Raw genomic sequence first — 20,415 nt, forward strand, 5'->3', positions numbered from 1 at the left:
GGCAGGGGGCGTGCGGGGGGCGACAGCGGTGGAAGCGTCAGAGGGTCAGCAGCGGGCGGAGTTCCGCGTACGTGCGGGCGCCGATGCCGCTGACCTGCCGGAGTTGGTCGAGGGAGCGGAAGGAGCCGTGCGAGGTGCGGTAGGCGAGGATGCGCTGGGCGAGAGTGGGGCCGACGCCGGGCAGGGAGTCGAGCTGTTCGAGCGTGGCGCGGTTGAGGCTGACGGGTGGTCGGGGCGCGGCGGGTCCAGGGGCTCCGCTTCCGCTCACGGCGGCCGGGGCGGGAGCGGGCTGCTGTTCTCCGACCAGGATCTGCTCGCCGTCCGTCAGGAAACGGGCCAGGTTGAGGCTTCGGGTGTCCGTGTCCGGCAGTGGACCGCCTGCCGCCCGTAGCGCGTCGGCCACCCGGGAGCCGCCGGGCAGGGTGTGGAGGCCGGGGAGGTGGACCCGCCCGCCGACGTCCACGACGACGGCCGCCGCCCCGGCACCGGGGACGGCCGAGGCTCCGGGCGCGGGCCCGGCCCTGGAATCGGCGGCGGAGGCGTCGGCGGGGATTGACGAATCGGACCCTGCCGGTGCCGCGACCGCCGCCAGCGCGGGCACCGCGATCGCCTGCGGGCGGGCCAGCCAGAAGTGCTGCACGGCGTAGCCGACCGCGAACAGCAGCAGGATGGCCAGCCCGGCCACCGCACGCCGGTCGAGCGCCAGCGCCGAGGCGAACGAGGGGAACGACCGGGGCCGCGGATGTGCCCCGGCCTCCGCCGGCTGCACGGCTTCGCCCGGGTCCAGCAGGCCGCCCCCACCCGGCGAAACCGGCATTCCGGCCGGTGCCGCTGACGCCAACGGCACCGCCGACGGTGACATCGACGGAGGCGGCCCGGTGGCAGCCGCAGCCCGCGCCCCCGTCGGCGGCGAGGCCGCCCCGGGCGGACCGCCGGCCGAGCTGCCCTCCGGTTCGTCCCCCACCGGCAGCAGCGCGGCCATCCGCAGCCGCACCGTCTCGTTGATCGCGTGGCGCTTCGCCGCGCCCAGGCTCATGGTCGTCATGCCGAGGACGGTAGGAGTCCTCGGGCGAGCGCGCGGAAATTGGCGAAACCCTGTGGATAACCCGGGGGTTGTGGACAAATAGTGTCACTCACAAGAGTGGACAGGACTCTCCGAAGTTGACCGAGCGGCCAACGGGCCCCACCGACGCCCCCACCGACGGCCCACCCGCCACCAGGCCGACCGACCAAGCCGGCCGACAGGCCCCCACCACCAGCACCGCCCGCCTCAGCGCGGCGCGACCACCACCGCCAGCAGCCCCGGCCCGACGTGCGCGCCGATCACCGCCCCCACCTCGCCCACGTACAGCTCCCGCAGCCCCGGCACCCGGGCCCGCAGCCGCTCCGCGAGCGGTTCGGCCCGGTCCTCCGCCGCCAGGTGGTGCACGGTGATGTCGACCTCCCGCTCCCCCGACCGCTCGACCGCGATCTCCTCCAGCCGCGCGATCGCCCGCGACGCCGTCCGCACCTTCTCCAGCGGTTCGATCCGCCCACCGTCCAGGTGCAGCAGCGGCTTGACCGCCAGGGCCGAGCCGAGCAGCGCCCGCGCCGCTCCGATCCGACCGCCCCGGCGCAGGTGCTCCAGGGTGTCGACGTAGAAGAACCCGCTGGTCCCGGCCGCCCGCCGTACGGCCGCCTCGGCCGCCTCCGCCAGGCCTTGTCCGGCCGCGACGGCCTCGGCCGCCGACAGCACCCCGTACCCGAGCGCCATCCCGACCAGTCGGCTGTCCACCACCCGCACCGGTACGGGCGCCTCGGCGGCGGCCAGCCGGGCGGCCTCGACGGTGCCGGACAGTTCGCCGGAGATGTGCACCGAGACGATCCCCTTCGCCCCGGCCTCGGCGGCGGCCCGGTAGGTGGCGGCGAAGGCCTCCGGGTTCGGCCGGGAGGTGGTCACCCGTTGCTTGCCGCGCAGCGCCTCGGCGACGTCCTTCGGGGAGATCTCGACGCCCTCGCTCAGGACGGAGTCACCGACCGCGACGCTCAGCGGGACCACCGTGATCCCGTGCCGGTCGAGGGCCTCCTGCGGCAGATAGGCCGTGGAATCGGTGACAAGCGCGAGGTCGGAGGGCATGAGCCGGAGGTTACTCCCCGTCGGTCCGGGAGGACAGCGCCTGGTCCGGGACGGCGGTGCCGGGCCCGGGCACCGGTCGAAGGTCGGTCGAACCGTCGGCCGAAGGCCTCGTGACGCGCCGCCGGCTCAGCCCGCCGAGGGCCCCGTCGAAGGCCCGGCCGAGGGCTTGCGCAGCCGCTGCGCCAGCTTGGCCAGCGGATCGGCGAGCCCGAGCAGCTCCTCCGCGCTCGGGCGCCCCTTCCCGTCGGTCAGACCGGCCCGAGCCGCACCCCCCGCGGGCCCTGCCGTACCCGCGGGCCCCGAAGAGCGCGCGGCCCCCGACGTACGCCCGGCACCCGACGTACGCCCGGCACCCGAGCCACCCGAGGCGCCCCCGGAGGAACCGCCCCCCGCGACCCAGTGCCGCAGCGCCCCCGCCTCGCTCTCGCACTCCTGGCTCAGCCGGCTCAGCTCGTCCTCCGCGAACCGGTGCATCCGGTCCTGCGCGGCCCAGCGCATGGTCTCCGCCGAGTGCGTGATCCGCTCGGCCCGCTCGCGCAGCTGGGGCAGCTTGACGGCGATCCGCGCGGTGTCGGGCTCGCGCTCCAGCATCCGCAGCTCGCCGTCGAGCTCGGCGGCGTGCTCGTCGAGCCGCTTCAGCAGGGCCAGCGACTCGCCGAGCTGGCCGTCCTGTGCGAGGCCGCTCTCCAGCACCTGCCGGGTGCCGTCGAGCGAGGTCCGCAGGCCGAGCCGGACGGAGGCGATCTGCGCGGCCGGGCCGACCGTGGTGTACTTCTTCGCCTTGAGGGTGGCGGTCTGCACGGCCCGACGGGCGTTGGCCTCGTGCTTCTCGATCTTCGCGCCGACGGCCTTGGCGGCCTTGACGGTGCCGACCACGGCCAGCGCCATCACCGCGACCCCGATGAGCAGGACCAGGCCGATCATCACGCCGAACACGTCCATCGCGCGCCACCTTCCGCCGTCGTTCCGGCCCTCACCGGGCCCAACGCGGGCCGCATCGCCGAGGGTTCCACGGTAGCCTCCGGAAGCCGCCCGAGGGCAGCCCGAGCGGCCCCCGCGGACGGAGATCAGGGTCAGATCCGGGATCTCCCCGAGGGCCCCGACCACGGCGAACGCCCCCGCGAGCACCCCTCGCGCCCCCCGTGGAACGCCCCCGTGGAACGCCCCCGTGGAACGCCGGACGGGCGGGCGCCCCGAAGGACACCCGCCCGATCAAGCCCGGCGAGAGCTCCACAGAACCCCCGCGAGAGCCCCGAGAGAGCCCGCGGCAACGACCGCACTCAGCCGGTGACGATGTTCACCAGCTTCGGCGCACGCGCGATCACCTTCCGCACCTCGGCCCCGCCGATCGCCGCGACGACCACCGGCTCCGCCAGTGCCAGCGCCTCCAGCTCGGCGTCCGAGATGCCCGGCGAGACCTCCAGCCGCGCCTTGACCTTGCCCTTGATCTGGACCACGCAGGTCACCGTCTCGTCGACCACGTACGCCGGGTCGGCGACCGGGTAGTCGGCGTGCGCCAGCGAGTCGCCGTGGCCCAGGCGGCGCCACAGCTCCTCCGCGATGTGCGGGGCCAGCGGCGCGACCATCAGCACCAGCTGCTCGGCCACCGTCCGCGGCGTGGAACCGCGCTTGACCAGGTAGTTGTTCAGCTCGATGGCCTTGGCGACGGCCGTGTTGAAGCGCAGCCCGGACATGTCGCCGCGGATGCCGTCGATCGCCTTGTGCAGGGCGCGCAGCGTCGCCTCGTCCGCCTCCTCCTCGGTGACGACCAGCTCGCCGGTGGTCTCCGAGACGATGTTGCGCCACAGGCGCTGCAGGAAGCGGTACGAGCCGACGACGGCGCGGGTGTCCCAGGGGCGGGAGACGTCCAGCGGACCCATCGACATCTCGTACAGGCGCAGGGTGTCGGCGCCGTACTCGTCGGCGATGTCGTCCGGTGCGACGGCGTTCTTCAGGGACTTGCCCATCTTCCCGGCCTCGCGCTTGACCGGCTCGCCCTGCCAGAAGTACCGGCCGTCGCGCTCCTCGACCTCGGCGGCGGGCACCGGGAAGCCGCGCTCGTCACGGTAGACGTCGGCGGTGATCATGCCCTGGTTGAACAGCTTGTGGAACGGCTCGACGGACGAGACGTGGCCCAGGTCGTGCAGCACCTTGTGCCAGAAGCGCGCGTACAGCAGGTGCAGCACGGCGTGCTCGGCGCCGCCGACGTACAGGTCGGCGCCACCGGCCGGCTTGGTCTCCGTCGGGCCCAGCCAGTACCGCTCGTTGGCCGGGTCGACGACCGCCGCGGAGTTCGACGGGTCGACGTAGCGCAGCTCGTACCAGCAGGAACCGGCCCAGTTGGGCATGGTGTTGGTCTCGCGGCGGTACTTCCTGACGCCGTCGCCCAGGTCCAGTTCGACGTTGACCCAGGCCTCGTTGCGCGACAGCGGGGTCTCCGGCGAGGAGGAGGCGTCGTACGCGTCGTAGGTGCGCGGCGAGTAGTCGTCGACCTCGGGGACCTCGACCGGCAGCATCGACTCGGGCAGCGCGTGCATGACGCCGTCCTCGTCGTAGACGATCGGGAAGGGCTCGCCCCAGTACCGCTGGCGGCTGAACAGCCAGTCGCGCAGGCGGTAGTTGACGGTGCCCTCACCGATGCCGCGCTCGGCCAGCCAGGCGGTGACGTGGGCCTTGGCCTCGACGACGCTCAGCCCGTCCAGGGACAGCGACAGATCGCCTTCGGAGCGGGCCGAGTTGACGATGACGGAGTCGTAGGTGTCGAACGCGTCGTCCCACTCGGCCGGGTCGGAGCCGCGCCCGTCCGTCGGCTCGACGACGCAGCGCATCGGCAGCGCGAAGGCGCGGGCGAACGCGAAGTCGCGGTGGTCGTGGGCGGGGACGGCCATGATGGCGCCGGTGCCGTAGCCCATCAGCACGTAGTCGGCGATGAAGACCGGCACGGACTCGCCGCTGACCGGGTTGACGGCGTAGGCGCCGGTGAAGACCCCGGTCTTGACCTTGGCCTCGACCTGTCGCTCGACGTCCGACTTGGCGGCGGCCGTGGCGCGGTAGGCGGCGACGGCCTCGGCGGGGGTCGCGGCGCCGCCGGTCCACTCGGTGGGCACGCCCTCGGGCCAGGCGGCGGGGACGATGGAGTCGACCAGGTCGTGTTCGGGGGCCAGCACCATGTAGGTGGCGCCGAACAGGGTGTCGGGCCGGGTGGTGAAGACGGTGATCTTCCCGCCGTCGACGGAGAAGTCGACCCGGGCGCCCTCGGAGCGCCCGATCCAGTTGCGCTGCTGCAGCTTGATGGCCTCGGGCCAGTCCAGCAGGTCCAGGTCCTCGATCAGCCGGTCCGAGTACGCGGTGATGCGCATCATCCACTGGCGCAGGTTGGACTTGAACACCGGGAAGTTGCCGCGCTCGGAGCGGCCGTCCGCGGTGACCTCCTCGTTGGCCAGCACGGTGCCCAGGCCGGGGCACCAGTTGACCGGCACCTCCTTGGCGTAGGCCAGCCGGTACTCGCCCAGCACCTCGTCGCGCTCGGCGCCGGACAGCTCGGCCCAGGCGCGACCGCCCGGGACCTCACGCGCGCCGGACTCGAAGTCGGCGACCAGCTCGGTGATCGGGCGGGCCTTGCGGGCGTCCTCGTCGTACCAGGAGTTGAAGATCTGCAGGAAGATCCACTGGGTCCAGCGGTAGTACTCCGGGTCGATCGTGGAGATCGAGCGGCGCGGGTCGTGGCCCAGGCCCAGCCGGCGCAGCTGCTGGCGCATGTTGGCGATGTTGGCCTCGGTGGAGACCCGCGGGTGGGTGCCGGTCTGCACCGCGTACTGCTCGGCGGGCAGGCCGAAGGCGTCGTAGCCCAGCGTGTGCAGCACGTTGTGGCCGGTCATCCGCTGGTAGCGGGCGAAGACGTCGGTGGCGATGTAGCCCAGCGGGTGGCCGACGTGCAGGCCCGCGCCCGAGGGGTACGGGAACATGTCCATGATGAAGCTGTGCGGCTTCGCGGCGACGTCGCCGGCCGCCGGGTCGGCCAGCGCACCGGTGGGGTTGGGGGCGTGGAACGTGCCCTCCTTCTCCCAGATGTCCTGCCAGCGGGACTCGATCTCCGCCGCCAGCGCGGCGCTGTACCGGAACGGCTCGGTCGCGGTCTCGGCCGCGCCGGACGCAGGGGTCGTCTCGCTCATGGTCCTTCAAGCTCCATCGATGTCAGTTGGCGAACCGCACAGGCGGCCGGCCCGGAAACCCGGCCCGGGACGGGGTCGGGGGCGGAAAACAAAAAATCCCCTCGCAGGAGGGGACGCCACGCCGACTCCGGCACCGCCCGAGGGCGCAGCCGGTCCTGGTCAGCGCGGCCGGCTAAGAAGCAGGCGCACGGTTCGCATGGGCTCAGGGTACCGCAAGCCGCTCGACGGGCTGCGGGGTACACCGCCGGGGCGGCCGCACGCAGGCCCACGGGCCCGTACGGATGCCTGCGAGGGCCGGTACGGAGGCCCGCAGGGGCCCGCACGGAATCCGCAGGGGCCGCACGGAGGCCCGCAGGAGCCCGCCCGGAGGGCGCGCGGGGCCGTGCGGCCCCGGCGGCACGGCCCCGCCCTACCGCGCCGCCGCCCGCCCCGCCGCGTCGAAGTCCCGCAGCGCCTTCGCCAGCCGCTCGGACTGCATCCCCGCCGCGGCCGAGCGCGCCAGCGAAGCCGTGCGGGCCGCCTCCCGCTGGTCGCCGAGCCTGCGGTGGGCCTCGGCGAGGCTCACCATCAGCAGCGCCTTGGAGCGGGCCCGCCCCGGCCCGAGCCCGGCCACGGCCTCGGCGAGCAGCACCTTGGCCAGCCGGTGCTGGCCGAGCGCCAGCCTCCCCTCCCCCACCATCCCGGCGAGGGCGGCCCGGGCCTCCTCGGCGCCGGGCAGGCCGTCCAGTTCGGCGAAGGCCCGGGCGGCGGCGGCCTCGGCCTGCTCGGCCTCGCCCCGGCGGCCGTACGCGCGGGCGAGCCGGCCGTACTGGCGGGCCTGGGCGGTGGGACCGAGCGCGGCACCGTGGGTGTCCAGGGCGGTCGCGAGCGCGGAGACGGCGTCCAGCCCGCGCCCGCCGGTGCCCTGGGTGGCGAGCACGACCAGCGCGCCGAGCACCGGGACCCCGAGCCGGGGGTCACCGCTGACGTGGGCGGCACGCAGCGCGGCGACGAAGGCGCGCTGGGCGGCCGCGTCGTGGCCGAGGTCGTACGCGGCCCAGCCGGCCAGCCGGGCGAGTCTGCTGGCCGTGCCGTAGAGCTCGCGGCCGAGCCGTTCGTCGTACGCGCCGAGTTCCAACAGCTTGGCCAGCATGGCGAGTTCGGCGCGGACGGGGCCGAGGACGAGGCCGCCGCCGCAGGCCCGTTCGAGCTTCTGCTTGCTGCGGTAGGACAGTCCGAGCTCGCCGGCCAGCCCGGGTTCGACGCGCAGTGCGCCCTCCCCGCCGCCGACGGGTGGTGGCGGGGAGTCGAGGCGGGCGGCGGCCTGGTCGAGGTCGGCGCTGCGGAACAGGTCGGTGAGGCGGACCGGTCCGGCGTCGGTGGCGGCCTCGCGCAGCGCGGTCTGGGCGGTGTCGGCGGTCCACGGGTCGGTGAGCAGCCGGGGCGAGAGGATCTTGGCGCCGCGGTGGCCGCCCATCCGTCCCCAGAGCTGCTCGTAGGTGACGGCGATGCCGAGGGTGCGGCTGAGCACCTCGCAGACCGCCTGGTCGTGCGGGCTGCGCGGCACCATGCCGCGGTCGCGCCACTTGTACGGGGCGGTGGAGCTGATGGCGAGGCCCGGCGGCAGGGCGAGGCTCACCTCACGGGCGAGCCGTTCCGGACTCCAGCCGAGCTGGTGGAGTATCCGGGCCAGTTCCTCGTTGCGCCTTCGCTCCAGATCGGCCATGGCACGACGGTAGCGGGATTCGGGGCTCTGCGACCGGTGGCGGGGGCAGAACGGCGAAGAGCCGCCTCCCGATTCCGGGAGGCGGCTCTCGACTACTGTGGAGCTATGGGGAATTGAACCCCAGACCTCTTGCATGCCATGCAAGCGCTCTACCAACTGAGCTATAGCCCCTTGACCTGCGATGTCACCGTGGTTCCCGGTTGTTTCCGGCCGTTTCCCCCGGCGACATCGACTACTTTACACGGTCCGGGGCGTGCTCCTGAAATCCATTCCCCGAGGCCCGCACCACACGCCCCGGGCGCCCCACTTCCCGCGCCCCGATGCCCTGCCCCACGCCCCGGACACAACCTCCCGCGCCCCGATGCCCTGCCTCCGCGCCCCGGGCGCACGCCTCCCGCCCCGGGCGCGCGGCAACCATCGCACGCCCCGCCTCCGCCCCTCCCAGGAATCGAGGGCCGCCACCGGAAGGCCGGACCGCCGGGCCGAAACACCGCGCGCCCGAAACGCCGGAAGGCCGCCACCTCTTGGGTGACGGCCTTCCGAACTCCTGTGGAGCTATGGGGAATTGAACCCCAGACCTCTTGCATGCCATGCAAGCGCTCTACCAACTGAGCTATAGCCCCGTGACACGGGCGACCCTGGCTGACCACGACCGCCGATGCGGAGTGGAGCTATGGGGAATTGAACCCCAGACCTCTTGCATGCCATGCAAGCGCTCTACCAACTGAGCTATAGCCCCGCACTCACCGGATCTCCCGCTTCCCTTCCGGGCCGCGTTCCTTCCCTGCGAACGAGGAAGACTCTAGCTGGTCAGGGCCGGAACTGCGAAATCCGCCCTTCCGGACCCCCGCCGAGCCCCCCTCCGGACCCCTCCGAGCCCCCGCCGCGCCCCGGCCGAGGGCCCCTGAGGGCCCCCGGCACCCGCTGCCGCCCGAGCCGGTGCGGCAACGGTCAGGTGTCGTCGCCGATGACCGGCTGCGGGAGCGTGCCCGCGTTGTGCTCCAGCAGGCGCCAGCCGCGCGCCCCGTGGCCGAGCACCGACCAGCAGCAGTTGGACAGCCCGCCGAACCGCTCCCACTGGGCCGGCTCCAGGTCGAGCAGCCGCCCGAGCATGGTGCGGATCGTCCCGCCGTGGCTGACCACCACCAGCGTGCCGTTCTCCGGGAGCTTGCCGACGGCCTCCAGGACCACCGGCACCGAGCGGTCGGCGACCTCGGTGGCCAGCTCGCCGTCACCGCCGCGCCGCACCGGCTCGCCGGCCGCCCAGGCCTCGTACTCCTCCGGGTAGCGCTCACGGATCTCGGCGTTGGTCAGGCCCTGCCACGAGCCCGCGAACGTCTCCCGCAGGCCCTCGTGGTGCTGCACGTCGAGCCCGGTGACCTCGGCCAGCTCCGCGGCGGTGCGCCGGGCCCGCTGGAGGTCCGAGGAGATCAGCAGGTCGGGACGGAGCCCGGAGAGCAGCCGGGCCGCCCGCTGGGCCTGCAGGACGCCCTGGCCGGTCAGCTCGATGTCCGTGGTGCCCTGGAATCGCGATTCGAGGTTCCAGGAGGTCTGTCCGTGCCGCCAGAAGACGATGCGCGGGCCCCGCGTGCCCCGGCTCAGTGCAGGTCCTCGGGCTTGCCGAAGTCGTCGGCGGGGGCGACGGCGTTGCCGGCCTCGTCGGTGTACGCGTCCGGGCGGTTGCGGGAGGCCAGGGCGTCCTCGGGAAGCGGCAGCTCGGGGCAGTCCTTCCAGAGGCGGTCCAGCGAGTAGAAGGAGCGCTCCTCGGAGTGCTGGACGTGCACGACGATGTCCAGGTAGTCGAGCAGGATCCAGCGGCCCTCGCGCTCGCCCTCGCGGCGCACCGGCTTGATGTCCAGCTGCTCGCGCAGCTGGTCCTCGATCTCCTCGGCGATCGAGCGGACCTGGCGGTCGTTGTTCGCGGAGGCGATCAGGAAGGCGTCGGTGATCGACAGCACCTCGCTGACGTCGAAGGCGATGATGTTGTGCGCAAGCTTGTCGGCCGCCGCCTGCGCGGCGACGGTGATGAGCTGCTGGCTGTGGTCGGTGACGGTCACGGTGTTCTTCCGGCTCGGCGGCTTGGGGCGCCCCGGCGCGCGGCCGGGGTCGCCTTCCAGGATCTCACGCCGCCCGGGCGGGCCCGGAACCGATTTACGCGCCCCCGGGCCCCGACCGTCACCGGGCCGGGGCCGGTGACGGTCGGTGGCGGTCGGGGCCGGTCGGAGCCTGAGCCGGCCCCGGATCGGGGCCGGGCCACCGCCCTACTGGTTCTTCGGCGGCTGGTAGTCCTTGCCGAGCACGACCAGCAGGTCCGCGTTCTGGGTGTCGCCGGTCACCTTCTTCACCGCCGTGTCCGGCAGCCCGAGGCTGGTCGCCAGCGACTTCGCCGCGCCCTGCCGGGTGTCGTCGGTGTAGCGGATCTCACTGGCGGCCTGCGGGGCGGCCTTGGCGCCGCCCGGGATGAAGGTCAGGCCGGAGTTGACGATCTGGACCTGCGCGGCGGCCGCCGCGGCGTCGTTGCCGCTGCCGTCCTGGAGCGCGACCCGGGCCGGGGCGTCGCCGACGGCCGCGGACTTCACGGTGCCGCCCAGCACGTCCTTGACCTGCTTGCCCGCCGTCGCCTCGTCCAGGCTGCCGTCCGGCTTGACGGTCAGCGCGGTGGTCCCGAAGTGGCCGTCCTTCGCCTGCTGGGCGAGCTGGACGAGCACCCCGGCGAGGGCGTCCTCGGGCAGCGAGGGGTCGAGCACCGCGTTCATCCGGTGCACGTCGTCCTTCGCGTCCTTGAACTCGGTCGGCATGGTGCGCACCACGGCGTCCATGACCTGCCCGAACCTGGCCAGCTGGGCGTCCCGGTTCTCGCCGGGGTTCTGCAGGGTGGCGTACGCGACCGCCGCCTTCCCGCTGAGCATGGTGTTCTTCCCGGCCGCGGACAGCAGCTTGCCGTCCGGCTTGCCGCCCTCGTGGGTCTCGGCGTTGGTGTCCACCCGGACGCCGCCGAGTTGGGAGACCAGCAGCTCCAGGTACGGGGTGTCCAGTCGCCAGGTGCCGGCGACCGGGGCGCCGAGCACGGTGGACAGGCCCTCGCGGGTCGCCGAGGCGCCGATGCCGTCCATGGACTGGCCGATCGTGGTGACCGGCGGGTCCCCCGGGCCGGGCAGCCGCAGGTTGTCGGGCAGCAGAAGCACCGTGCCCTTCTTCCCGGAGGCGTCGTTGACCAGCAGCGCGCTGGACACCTTGCCCTGGAGGTCGCGCAGGTGGACGACGTTGACCTGGCGCCCGCCGGCGGCGGTGGCCGCGCTCGGCTTGTCGCCGGCGAGGAAGAGGTAGCCGCCGACGCCGCCGGCCGCGAGCGCCACCACCACACCGAGGCCGATCAGCCGGTTGCGCAGCTTGCGGCGGCGCTCGGCGCGCACCTCGCTGCGGGACTCGGCGAACTTCAGCCAGTCGATGACGTCCTCGGTCTCCTCCGCCTCCTCGTCGACGAAGGTGAACTCGCCCGTCGTGTAACTGTCCCGGGGCGCCTTGCTCCCGGCCTTCCCGGCCCGCGCCCCTGCGACCTGCTCGGACGGCGGCCCGGCCTTGGCCGGCGCCGTCGCCGACTCCGGCTCGGCGGCGGGCCGGGGCACCCGCGGACGCGGCGGGGCGGCGGTGGCCGCCGCGGCAGCGGTGGGGGCGGTGGGCGCGGCAGCGGGAGGCGCGGCGGCCTCGGCCTGCGGCTCGGCGACGGCCGGGGCGGCGGCCTGGTACGGCTGCTGCTGGTACCCCTGGTAGCCCTGCTGCTGGTAGCCGTACGGGTCCTGCCCGTACACCGGCTGCCCGTACTGGTCGTACTGGTCGTACTGCTGCTCGTACTGCTGCCCGTACGACTGCGGCTGCTGCGGCGGGAACTGCCCGGTGTGGCCGCCCTGCTGGTACCCGTCGTACCCCTGGTAGCCCTGCTGCTGGTAGCCGTACGGGTCCTGCCCGTACACCGGCTGCCCGTACTGGTCGTACTGCTGCTGCTCGTACGACTGCGACTGCTGCTGGTGCTGGTGCTGTTGCTGCTGTTGCTGCTGTTGCTGCTGTTGCTGCTGTTGCTGTTGCTGCGGAGGCTGCTGCGCCTGCGGCTGCTGGTACCCCTGGTACGGCTGCTGGTACTGCCCGGTGGACCAGTCCTCCGGCCGCCGGCCGTCGTTGCGATCAGTCATGCACCGCTCCTGGATCAGTCCCCGCGCGGCGCGTACAGCGCCCGCTTGTCGATGTAGCGGACCACGCCGTCCGGGACGAGGTACCAGACCGGCTCCCCCTTGGCGACCCGGTTGCGGCAGTCCGTGGAGGAGATGGCCAGCGCCGGGACCTCCACCAGGGAGACCCCGCCCACCGGGAGCCCGGCGTCCGACAGGGTGTGTCCGGGACGGGTGCAGCCGATGAAGTGGGCCAGCGAGAAGAGCTCGTCGGAGTCGCGCCAGGACAGGATCTGGGCGAGCGCGTCGGCGCCGGTGATGAAGAAGAGGTCGGCGTCCGGGTGCAGGGCGTGCAGGTCGCGCAGGGTGTCGACGGTGTACGTCGGGCCGTCCCGGTCGATGTCGATCCGGCTGACCGAGAACTGCGGGTTCTCGGCGGTGGCGATGACCGTCATCAGGTAGCGGTCCTCGGCCGGGGTGACGTGGCGGTCGCTCTTCTGCCACGGCTGTCCGGTCGGTACGAAGACCACTTCGTCCAGGTGGAACGCGCTCGCGACCTCACTGGCGGCGACGAGGTGGCCGTGGTGGATCGGGTCGAAGGTGCCGCCCATCACGCCGAGGCGCTTCTTCGCCGGTTCCGGTCCGCCGGGATTCCCGGCCTGCTCTCCCATGCCGCCACACCTTACGCGACACCCGTTACGGTGCGGGAACGGCCGGGTGGGGGTTCTCCGCAGATGCGTGAGGGAGCGGCCGGCCGGTGGCCGGACGCTCCCCGAGCGGCCCCAGGACCGGGCTCAGCGGTCCCGGTTGAAGCGGGTGGTGATGAAGAGCAGGACCAGCAGGATGACCAGCGCGGCGCCACCGGTCAGGGCCGGGTTCAGACTGTCGTGGTTGCCCCCCTCGCCCTCGGCGAGCAGGTTCAGAACGGGGAGTGCGGCAGCAGTGCTCATGGTCGGCGGGACCTTCTCGGCTCGGTGAACGGACCTGGGGGTTGTTCCGGGCCGGTGAGGGCCCACCCGTCATCGTACGGGGGGTTACACCGCAACCGCTCGGCGGCCCACCGCCGCTGACCGGGCGTGAGCGCGCACCCGCGGAAGGGCCGGGAACGGGCCGGGGAAAGAACCGGGAAGGGGCCGGAGAAGGACCGGGAACCGGCCGGCCTAGTTGTTCTTGAAGGCGCGGGCCATGATCCAGACCAGCAGGCCGATGCCCACGAAGGACGCGATCACGATGATCCGCAGGAACAGGCCCGGACCGGTCTCGTCGGAGATGGGTGCGGCCAGGCTGACAAGCGTCTCGGTGGACATCTGCGGGGGCTCCTCGAACTGCTCGGTACCGCGGCCGGATCCGGTCTCGGTCGTCCAGGCCTCAGGTTAAACCGGCCTCACACCGGCGCCGCCCACCGGCCCCGGTGACGCGCCCGCCGGGCCGGCACCCTCCGCCCCGGCACCCACCCGCCCCGGCACTCAACGCCCAGTGACGCCCCCGCCGCCCGCCGGGCGGACCGCGCGTACGCTGACCCCTCGGGGACGAGTACGCAACCGCACACGTTGCACAGACAGTCGTTGCAGGCGAAGACCAGCGGGGGGCCGGCCAGCGGGCCGCGGCCGCCGTCGACCAGGAGGGTACTCAGACCATGACCGACACGACCGCGAAGACCCCGAGCCGCCGCCGCGAGCGCTTCCCCGGGATCTCCACCCGGGCCTGGGAGCACCCGGCGGACCGCTCGGCCCTGGTCGCGCTGCGCAGGCTGACCGGCTTCGACGACATCCTGAAGAAGTTGGCCGGCCTGGTCTCCGAGCGGGCGATCCGGCTGATGTTCCTGGCCACCGCCGTGAAGACCTCCGAGCGCCAGTTCCCGGAGCTCCACGACATGGTGCGCGACGCCGCCTACGTGCTCGACCTGGACCAGGTCCCCGACCTGTACGTCTCCCAGGACCCGACGGTCAACGCGTACTGCATCGGCATCGACACCCCGATCATCGTGATCACCAGCGGCCTGGTCGAGCTGCTGGACGAGGAGGAGCTGCGCTCGGTCATCGGCCACGAGGTCGGCCACGCGATGTCCGGCCACGCCGTCTACCGGACGATGCTGATGATCCTCACCAACATCGCCACCCGGATCGCCTGGGTGCCGCTGGGCAACCTGGCGATCACCGCGATCATCACCGCGCTCAAGGAGTGGTTCCGCAAGGCGGAGCTGTCCAGCGACCGGGCCGGCCTGCTCGCCGGGCAGGACCTCCAGGCCTCCATGCGGGCCCTGATGAAGCTGGCCGGCGGCCACAACCTGGCCGAGATGAACGTCGACGCCTTCCTGGAGCAGGCCGAGGAGTACGAGAAGGCCGGCGACCTGCGCGACGGCGTGCTCAAGGTGCTCCAGCTGCTGCCGCAGACCCACCCCTTCGCGGTGGTCCGGGTCGCCCAGCTGAAGAAGTGGGCGGAGAGCGACGACTACCGCTCGATCATGGCCGGCGCCTACCCGCGCCGCTCGGACGACCCGGACGCCTCGGTCACCGACCAGTGGAAGGCCGCCGCCGAGCACTACACGACCTCGGTCAAGGAGAGCAAGGACCCGCTGATGGGCCTGCTCCGGGACGTCGCCGGCGGCGCGGCGACCGTCGGTGGCAAGCTCCGCGACACCTTCACCGGCAACGGCGCCCGCAACGGCTCCTCGGGCAGCGGCTCCTCGGGCAACGGCTCGTCCGGCACCGGCGCCTCGGGCAACGGCTCCGCGGACCGCGACGGCAGCTGAGCCCACCGCGAACGCGACGGCGGCCGGTGTCCCGCCCGGGGCCCCGGCCGCCGCGCCGTTCCCGGCCCCCGCCAGGTCCGGCGCGCCTCAGCCGCCCGCCGCCAGCACCCCGCACACCTGCCAGCCCGGCCGGGCGTGATTGCCGGGGTCGACCGGCGTCGGCGGCGCGACCACCGTGCCCTGCGCGGTGGCCAGCACCGGCTGCAGGAAGCCCGCCGCCGAGGTGCCGCAGGGCTCCGGCCCGGCCTGCACCACCGAGTCCACCAGCCGCAGCTGGCCCGCGGCCAGGTCCACCCGGTCGAACTCGAAGGTCAGCTGCCGCCGCACGGTCTCCAGGGTGACCAGCGCTCCGGCCGGGGCCCCGGCCGGCTTCAGCGCGTAGACGAAGGTGTGGTCGGTGGTGATCTGCAGCGTCCCGCTGTCCGCCTCGTCGACCCGCATCGCACCGGCCACCTTCACGGTGTTCGAGGCCAGTGCGACCTGCGCCGGGTCGAAGCGGACCATCCAGCCGGTCACCGCGTGGTGCCGGTCGTCCACCGGCTGCGCCACGCTCGCGTCGAACTCCGCCTGCTCACCGGGCGTGACGAAGTCCCGCACCTCGGCGGTGGAGCCCTGGACCAGCACGGCCGGGGAGAACGAGGAGGCGACCAGGTAGCGCTGGACGGTGTCGAGCGCCTTGGCCACCTCGGCCCGGCTGAAGTGCCCGGTGGCGGCACCGGTCGGAGTGTTCAGCCCGAGCGCGCCGTTCCCGTACCCGGCTGGCAGCGCCGCGAACGGGTCCGCCCCGTCGGCGACCGGCTGGACGGCCGAGGCCGGCGCCAACGCGACCAGGCTGACGGTCAGTTGACTGCCCTCGGGCCGCGCGGCGGTCCCCTTCGGCGAGGTCACCCCGAAGTACACCGCGGCCCCGAAGGCCAGGAGGATGAGCAGCAGCAGCATGAGCGCCTGGCGCGGCACGGTGCCCAGCGGGCCGAGCCGCACCCGCGGCCGGGTGGCCTTGCCGAAGGAGCCCGACAGCCGCTCCCGGGCGGACAGTTCCCGGATCCGGGCAGCCCGGACGAACGATTCGTCGAAGACGACGGACCGGAATTCGTCCTCGTTGCCGGAACCGCCCTCGGGCGCACCCTCAGGAGGCTCTCGCGGGTCACCCACACCACCAGGGTAGGCGGACACCAGCGCCGCCACGAGGGTCCCGGCGTACATTCCCGGGAACGCTCCGTGACCACCGCCCCGGGGCGTGCGCCCGCGCCCGGGCCGACCGCGCCGCGCAGCAGACCGCACCGACCCGCCGACCGCGCCGACCGGGCTATCCGGTCGGCGCCGTGACCACCAGCGGGGGTTCCGCCGGGGCCTGCCCCGGGCCGACCCCGGCGCTGCTGCTGCCGGACTCGGGGCGTCTGGGTGTGCCCGCGGAGCCGCCCACGCCCTGGTAGACCGCCGCGACCGCGACCGCCAGCAGGCCCACGCCCATGATCACGGCGAGTACCCAGGCCACCGGCCGGTGCCAGCGCTGCTGGGCGACGTACCGCCCGCGGGCGCGCACCGGGTCGTAGCCGCGTCGCCACCGTCGCCGGGCCCTGCGGTCGCCCGACCGGTCCGGCCCCGACCACGGGTCGGGGTAGAGGTGGTCCGCGTCGAGCCCGCTCGGGTACGGGCGCAGCTCCAGCGGCAACCCGTCCCCGGCCGGGACGTCACGGCCCCAGCCCGGACCCGCGGTGTCCGGCTCGAACCTGGCCTCGGCGGCGGCGAGTTGCCGCTCCTTGGCGGTCGGCTCGTGCACGGCGGCGGACCGGACGAAGGCCTCATCGAGGACCACGGTGGCGAACTCGTCGTCCGCACCACCGTGGTCGGCGCCGTCGGGGTACGGGAAGCCCCCCACATCCTCAGCCACGGATTCAGCGTATTACCGGCCGGGCGATTTGTCTGTGGCTCCCGGCAGTTGGTCCGTCACATGTGTGACGGACACCCATCACACGCCGTTCAGCGGCCGTCCGCGGCGCCGCCGACGGTCTGCGTGCTCTCACCACGCACGTGCCCGTCACCAGTGACGATGTACTTGGTGCTGGTCAGCTCGGGCAGGCCCATCGGGCCGCGGGCATGCAGCTTCTGGGTGGAGATGCCGATCTCGGCGCCGAAGCCGAATTCGCCGCCGTCGGTGAAGCGGGTGGAGGCGTTGACGGCCACCGTGGTGGAGTCCACCAGCCGGGTGAAGCGGCGGGCGGCGGCCTGCGAGGTGGTGACGATCGCCTCGGTGTGGCCGGAGGACCAGCGGCGGATGTGCGCGACGGCGGCGTCCAGCGAGGGCACCACGGCGGCGGCGAGGTCCAGCGAGAGGTACTCGGCGCCCCAGTCCTCATCGGTGGCCGGCACCACGGTGGCCGGACCGCCCTCGGCGGCCTTCCGCACCGCCTCGTCGCCGTGCACGGTCACCCCGGCCTCGGCGAGCGCCGCCAGCGCGAGCGGCAGGAAGGCCTCCGCGACGTCCTGGTGGACCAGCAGCGTCTCGGCCGCGTTGCAGACGCTGACCCGCTGCGCCTTGGAGTTCAGCAGGATGCCGACGGCCATCGCCAGGTCGGTCTCGGCGTCCACGTAGACGTGGCAGTTGCCGGTGCCGGTCTCGATCACCGGCACGGTCGAGCCCTCGACCACGGTGCGGATCAGCGAGGCGCCGCCGCGCGGGATCAACACGTCCACGTAGCCGCGGGCGCGCATCAGCTCCTGCACCGAGTCCCGGCTCTCCCCCGGCACCAGCTGGACCGCGTCGGCGGGCAGCCCGGCCGCGGCGACGGCGTCGCGCACGACGGCGACCAGCGCGGTGTTGGAGCGGTAGGCGGAGGCGGAGCCGCGCAGCAGCACCGCGTTGCCGGACTTGAGGCAGAGCGCGGCGGCGTCCACGGTGACGTTCGGGCGGGCCTCGTAGATGATGCCGACCACCCCGAGCGGCACCCGGACCTGCCGCACGTCCAGGCCGTTGGGCAGGGTGTAGCCGCGCACCACCTCGCCGACCGGGTCGGGCAGGCCGGCCACGTCGCGCACGTCGGAGGCGATCGCGGCGATCCGCTCCTCGGTCAGGGTCAGCCGGTCGACCACCGACTCGGCCGTGCCGGCCGCCCGGGCCCGCTCCACGTCCTCGGCGTTGGCCGCGACGACCTCGGCGCTGCGGGCCACCAGCGCGTCCGCGATCGCCAGCAGCGCGGTGTCCTTCGCGGCGCGCGGCAGTGGGGCGAGCGCCGCGGCGGCCTCCCTGGCTCGGCGCGCTACGGCGAGGACGGGACTGTCGGCGGTGGCGAGATCGCTGGTCATGCCGCCAAGAGTAGCGACTGCACCGGCCCCGCCCGGGCGGTATTTCGCCCGGTGAGACGCCGCCTCGACGGCCCCGGCCCCGGCGGCCCGCAGCCCGAGGCCCCCGCCCCGACCGGGCGGCGCGGCTCAGTACGGGTGCACCCCGCCCAGGTGCGGCGGCGGATCACCGAAGCCCTCCGCCACCCGTTTGTGGTACGTCGCCCGGTCGACCACCTCCAGCCCGACGATCTCCCAGGGCGGCAGCTTCGCGGTGACCTTGTGTTCGCCCCACAGCCGCAGCGCGATGGCCGCCGCGTCGTGGAGGTCCCGGGCCTGCTCCCAGTAGCGGATCTCGGCGTGGTCGGCCGCGTAACGGGCGGTCAGGAAGAACGAGTGGTCGTGCGCCAGTTGCTCCAGCGAGGCGCGCAGCGAGGGCAGCGGGGTGACCTGCCCGGCCACGCTCAGCACCACGTGCCACAGCCGGGCCTGCTCGGGCACGGTCGGCGGCTGGGCCGCCCGGTCGCGTTCGGGCCGCAGCCGGCGCACCCCGCCGGGCCTCTGCGACGGCGGACCGGCCGGCTCGGCGGGGCCGTCCCCGCGTCCGCCGTCGATGCTGGTCAGCCGCCGGCCCGCCGTCCCTGCGGTCAGCGCTGCCTCGCGCCTGCGTTCCACCGGCGGCCTCCTGTTCGGCGATGTCCTGTCGTCCCCACCGGCCCCGTCGGCCTCGGCCGAGCGGGACGGCTGCGCCCCTCCTCGCCCGTGGCCGGGCCGCTCCCGGTACGGAGCGGCCCGCCGTCCGCGCTGCGCCGATCGGCCGGTGCCGGCCCGCCGGGCCGGTCAGTCGCGCAGAACGACCAGGTCATCGCGGTGGACGACCTCGCGCTCGTACGCGGCACCGAACTCCTGGGCCAGGTCGCGGGTGGACCGGCCGAGCAGGCGGGGCAACTCCCTCGCATCAAAGTTGACCAGTCCGCGAGCCACGATGTGGCCGTTTTCGGCAAGAAGGTCCACCGGATCACCCGCGGCGAACTCCCCGTCGACCCGGGTGACCCCGGCCGGCAGCAGCGAGGCGCCGCCGGAGACGACGGCCCGGACGGCGCCCTCGTCCAGGTGCAGCGACCCGCGCGGGCTGCTCGCGTGGGCCAGCCAGAGCATCCGGTCGGAGGTGCGGCTGCCGGTGCGCAGGAAGAGGGTGCCGGTGGGCCGGCCGGCCAGCGCGTCGGCGGCCTGGCTGGCGGCGGTGAGCACCACCGGGATGCCGGCGCCGGTGGCGATCCGGGCCGCCTCGACCTTGGTGACCATGCCGCCGGTGCCGACCCCGGCCTTGCCGGCGCTGCCGATCTCGATGCCGTCGAGGTCCCGCGGGCCGCGCACCTCGGCGATCCGGCTGGTGCCGGGGCGGGACGGGTCGCCGTCGTACAGGCCGTCCACGTCGGAGAGCAGCACCAGCAGGTCGGCCCGGACCAGGTGGGCGACGAGCGCGGCGAGCCGGTCGTTGTCACCGAACTTGATTTCGGCGGTGGCGACGGTGTCGTTCTCGTTGACGATCGGCATCGCGCCCATCGCCAGCAGCTGGTCCAGGGTGCGGTAGGCGTTGCGGTAGTGGGCGCGCCGGCTGGCGTCCTCGGCGGTGAGCAGCACCTGGCCGACCCGGATGCCGTACCGGGCGAAGGAGGCGGTGTAGCGGGCGACCAGCAGGCCCTGGCCGACGCTGGCGGCGGCCTGCTGGCGGGCCAGGTCCTTGGGCCGCCGGTCCAGGCCGAGCGGGGCGAGCCCGGCGGCGATGGCGCCGGAGGAGACGAGCACGACCTCCGGTGCCTCGGGGCGGCCGCGCAGCTTGGCGAGCGCGTCCACCAGGGCGTCGACGCGGTCGGCGTCCAGGCCGCCGGTCGCCGTGGTCAGGGAGGAGGAGCCGACCTTGACGACGATCCGTCGCGCGGTCAGCACCTCCTCGCGCAGAGAGTCCTCGCTCATCTCGCTGTACGCCCTTCCGGTGTGGTGGTGCGGGTGCGGCTGGGCCCGGGCCCGGCCGTCACCCCCGAAATCTACGCGATCGGCGCAGGTCACCCATGGGGTGTTTCACCGTCCGGACCCGGGCAGGTCACGGGCTCGCCACGGCCCGGCCGCCGATCGGGGGGCCTGGTATGGTCCCTGACCACAAGCCAGATCGGGGGACGGCTTCTTGCCCGCTGGACCCATGTCGTCATCGACCCTTCCTGTTCACG

At 73.9% G+C, this 20,415-nt stretch carries 17 protein-coding genes and 3 tRNA genes; 1 reads left to right on the plus strand and 19 read right to left on the minus strand.

Annotation, left to right across the window (positions count from 1 at the left end; genetic code table 11):
• Nucleotides 1-37: 37 nt before the first annotated feature.
• From ACWDBE_RS06470 to ACWDBE_RS06535, 14 genes are all read right to left on the minus strand, one after another.
• Nucleotides 38-1,045, minus strand: a complete 1,008-nt coding sequence (locus ACWDBE_RS06470; RefSeq protein WP_449791795.1) for a helix-hairpin-helix domain-containing protein — start codon at nt 1,043-1,045, stop codon at nt 38-40.
• Nucleotides 1,046-1,270: 225 nt separating this feature from the next.
• On the minus strand, nt 1,271-2,116 hold the full coding sequence (locus ACWDBE_RS06475; protein ID WP_449791794.1) for a DegV family protein: 846 nt from the start codon (nt 2,114-2,116) through the stop codon (nt 1,271-1,273).
• Between the two features lie 126 nt (nt 2,117-2,242).
• A complete protein-coding gene (locus ACWDBE_RS06480; protein ID WP_449791793.1) occupies nt 2,243-3,058 on the minus strand; it encodes a hypothetical protein in 816 nt (271 codons plus the stop codon).
• A 338-nt stretch (nt 3,059-3,396) separates the two neighbouring features.
• On the minus strand, nt 3,397-6,288 hold the full coding sequence (gene leuS, locus ACWDBE_RS06485; protein WP_449807386.1) for a leucine--tRNA ligase: 2,892 nt from the start codon (nt 6,286-6,288) through the stop codon (nt 3,397-3,399).
• 409 nt (nt 6,289-6,697) lie between these two features.
• Nucleotides 6,698-7,993 carry a hypothetical protein gene (locus ACWDBE_RS06490; protein WP_449807387.1) on the minus strand — a complete coding sequence of 432 codons (1,296 nt, stop codon included), beginning with the start codon at nt 7,991-7,993 and terminating at the stop codon, nt 6,698-6,700.
• Between the two features lie 98 nt (nt 7,994-8,091).
• A tRNA-Ala gene (locus ACWDBE_RS06495) sits at nt 8,092-8,164 on the minus strand.
• A gap of 379 nt (nt 8,165-8,543) precedes the next feature.
• Nucleotides 8,544-8,616, minus strand: a tRNA-Ala gene (locus tag ACWDBE_RS06500).
• Nucleotides 8,617-8,659: 43 nt separating this feature from the next.
• Nucleotides 8,660-8,732: transfer RNA gene (locus tag ACWDBE_RS06505), tRNA-Ala, on the minus strand.
• A 212-nt stretch (nt 8,733-8,944) separates the two neighbouring features.
• Nucleotides 8,945-9,595, minus strand: coding sequence for a histidine phosphatase family protein (locus tag ACWDBE_RS06510; RefSeq protein WP_449791809.1), 651 nt, complete (start codon nt 9,593-9,595; stop codon nt 8,945-8,947).
• A complete protein-coding gene (rsfS, locus tag ACWDBE_RS06515) occupies nt 9,592-10,050 on the minus strand; it encodes a ribosome silencing factor (RefSeq protein ID WP_355265854.1) in 459 nt (152 codons plus the stop codon). The genes ACWDBE_RS06510 and rsfS overlap by 4 nt, the downstream gene beginning before the upstream one ends.
• Before the next feature lie 204 nt (nt 10,051-10,254).
• On the minus strand, nt 10,255-12,180 hold the full coding sequence (locus tag ACWDBE_RS06520) for a LytR C-terminal domain-containing protein (protein WP_449807388.1): 1,926 nt from the start codon (nt 12,178-12,180) through the stop codon (nt 10,255-10,257).
• Between the two features lie 14 nt (nt 12,181-12,194).
• Entirely contained in the window at nt 12,195-12,827 is a 633-nt protein-coding gene (nadD, locus tag ACWDBE_RS06525; RefSeq protein WP_449791789.1) for a nicotinate-nucleotide adenylyltransferase, read from the minus strand.
• 123 nt (nt 12,828-12,950) lie between these two features.
• Complete coding sequence (locus ACWDBE_RS06530; RefSeq protein ID WP_181970583.1) at nt 12,951-13,106, minus strand: hypothetical protein; 156 nt, start codon at nt 13,104-13,106, stop codon at nt 12,951-12,953.
• A 210-nt stretch (nt 13,107-13,316) separates the two neighbouring features.
• Complete coding sequence (locus tag ACWDBE_RS06535; RefSeq protein WP_392869904.1) at nt 13,317-13,463, minus strand: hypothetical protein; 147 nt, start codon at nt 13,461-13,463, stop codon at nt 13,317-13,319.
• A 329-nt stretch (nt 13,464-13,792) separates the two neighbouring features.
• On the opposite strand from ACWDBE_RS06535, the gene ACWDBE_RS06540 reads away from it, so the two are divergent.
• Entirely contained in the window at nt 13,793-14,908 is a 1,116-nt protein-coding gene (locus ACWDBE_RS06540) for a M48 family metallopeptidase (RefSeq protein ID WP_449791788.1), read from the plus strand.
• 87 nt (nt 14,909-14,995) lie between these two features.
• Here ACWDBE_RS06540 and ACWDBE_RS06545 read toward each other — a convergent pair whose 3' ends face one another.
• The 5 genes from ACWDBE_RS06545 to proB form a co-directional block, all read right to left on the minus strand.
• On the minus strand, nt 14,996-16,060 hold the full coding sequence (locus ACWDBE_RS06545) for an SCO2583 family membrane protein (protein ID WP_449807389.1): 1,065 nt from the start codon (nt 16,058-16,060) through the stop codon (nt 14,996-14,998).
• A gap of 154 nt (nt 16,061-16,214) precedes the next feature.
• Complete coding sequence (locus ACWDBE_RS06550; protein WP_449807390.1) at nt 16,215-16,799, minus strand: SCO2584 family spore wall biosynthesis protein; 585 nt, start codon at nt 16,797-16,799, stop codon at nt 16,215-16,217.
• A gap of 89 nt (nt 16,800-16,888) precedes the next feature.
• The gene (locus ACWDBE_RS06555; RefSeq protein WP_449807391.1) at nt 16,889-18,211 is read right to left on the minus strand and encodes a glutamate-5-semialdehyde dehydrogenase; all 1,323 of its coding nucleotides are present in this window, start codon (nt 18,209-18,211) and stop codon (nt 16,889-16,891) included.
• A 126-nt stretch (nt 18,212-18,337) separates the two neighbouring features.
• The gene (locus ACWDBE_RS06560; protein WP_392869914.1) at nt 18,338-18,862 is read right to left on the minus strand and encodes a hypothetical protein; all 525 of its coding nucleotides are present in this window, start codon (nt 18,860-18,862) and stop codon (nt 18,338-18,340) included.
• 165 nt (nt 18,863-19,027) lie between these two features.
• Nucleotides 19,028-20,164: a glutamate 5-kinase gene (gene proB / locus ACWDBE_RS06565; protein WP_449791784.1), complete on the minus strand. Its 1,137-nt coding sequence runs from the start codon at nt 20,162-20,164 to the stop codon at nt 19,028-19,030.
• Nucleotides 20,165-20,415: the final 251 nt, after the last annotated feature.

This window comes from Kitasatospora sp. NPDC001132 (assembly GCF_053598415.1).

Bases quoted from the DNA above. Each gene is read 5' to 3' on its own strand.
- leuS (WP_449807386.1), bottom strand. From the start codon at position 6,288: ATGAGCGAGACGACCCCTGCGTCCGGCGCGGCCGAGACCGCGACCGAG.
- ACWDBE_RS06470 (WP_449791795.1), bottom strand. From the start codon at position 1,045: ATGACGACCATGAGCCTGGGCGCGGCGAAGCGCCACGCGATCAACGAG.
- ACWDBE_RS06520 (WP_449807388.1), bottom strand. From the start codon at position 12,180: ATGACTGATCGCAACGACGGCCGGCGGCCGGAGGACTGGTCCACCGGG.
- ACWDBE_RS06475 (WP_449791794.1), bottom strand. From the start codon at position 2,116: ATGCCCTCCGACCTCGCGCTTGTCACCGATTCCACGGCCTATCTGCCG.
- ACWDBE_RS06555 (WP_449807391.1), bottom strand. From the start codon at position 18,211: ATGACCAGCGATCTCGCCACCGCCGACAGTCCCGTCCTCGCCGTAGCG.
- proB (WP_449791784.1), bottom strand. From the start codon at position 20,164: ATGAGCGAGGACTCTCTGCGCGAGGAGGTGCTGACCGCGCGACGGATC.
- ACWDBE_RS06535 (WP_392869904.1), bottom strand. From the start codon at position 13,463: ATGTCCACCGAGACGCTTGTCAGCCTGGCCGCACCCATCTCCGACGAG.
- ACWDBE_RS06540 (WP_449791788.1), top strand. From the start codon at position 13,793: ATGACCGACACGACCGCGAAGACCCCGAGCCGCCGCCGCGAGCGCTTC.
- ACWDBE_RS06490 (WP_449807387.1), bottom strand. From the start codon at position 7,993: ATGGCCGATCTGGAGCGAAGGCGCAACGAGGAACTGGCCCGGATACTC.
- nadD (WP_449791789.1), bottom strand. From the start codon at position 12,827: ATGGGAGAGCAGGCCGGGAATCCCGGCGGACCGGAACCGGCGAAGAAG.
- ACWDBE_RS06480 (WP_449791793.1), bottom strand. From the start codon at position 3,058: ATGGACGTGTTCGGCGTGATGATCGGCCTGGTCCTGCTCATCGGGGTC.
- ACWDBE_RS06530 (WP_181970583.1), bottom strand. From the start codon at position 13,106: ATGAGCACTGCTGCCGCACTCCCCGTTCTGAACCTGCTCGCCGAGGGC.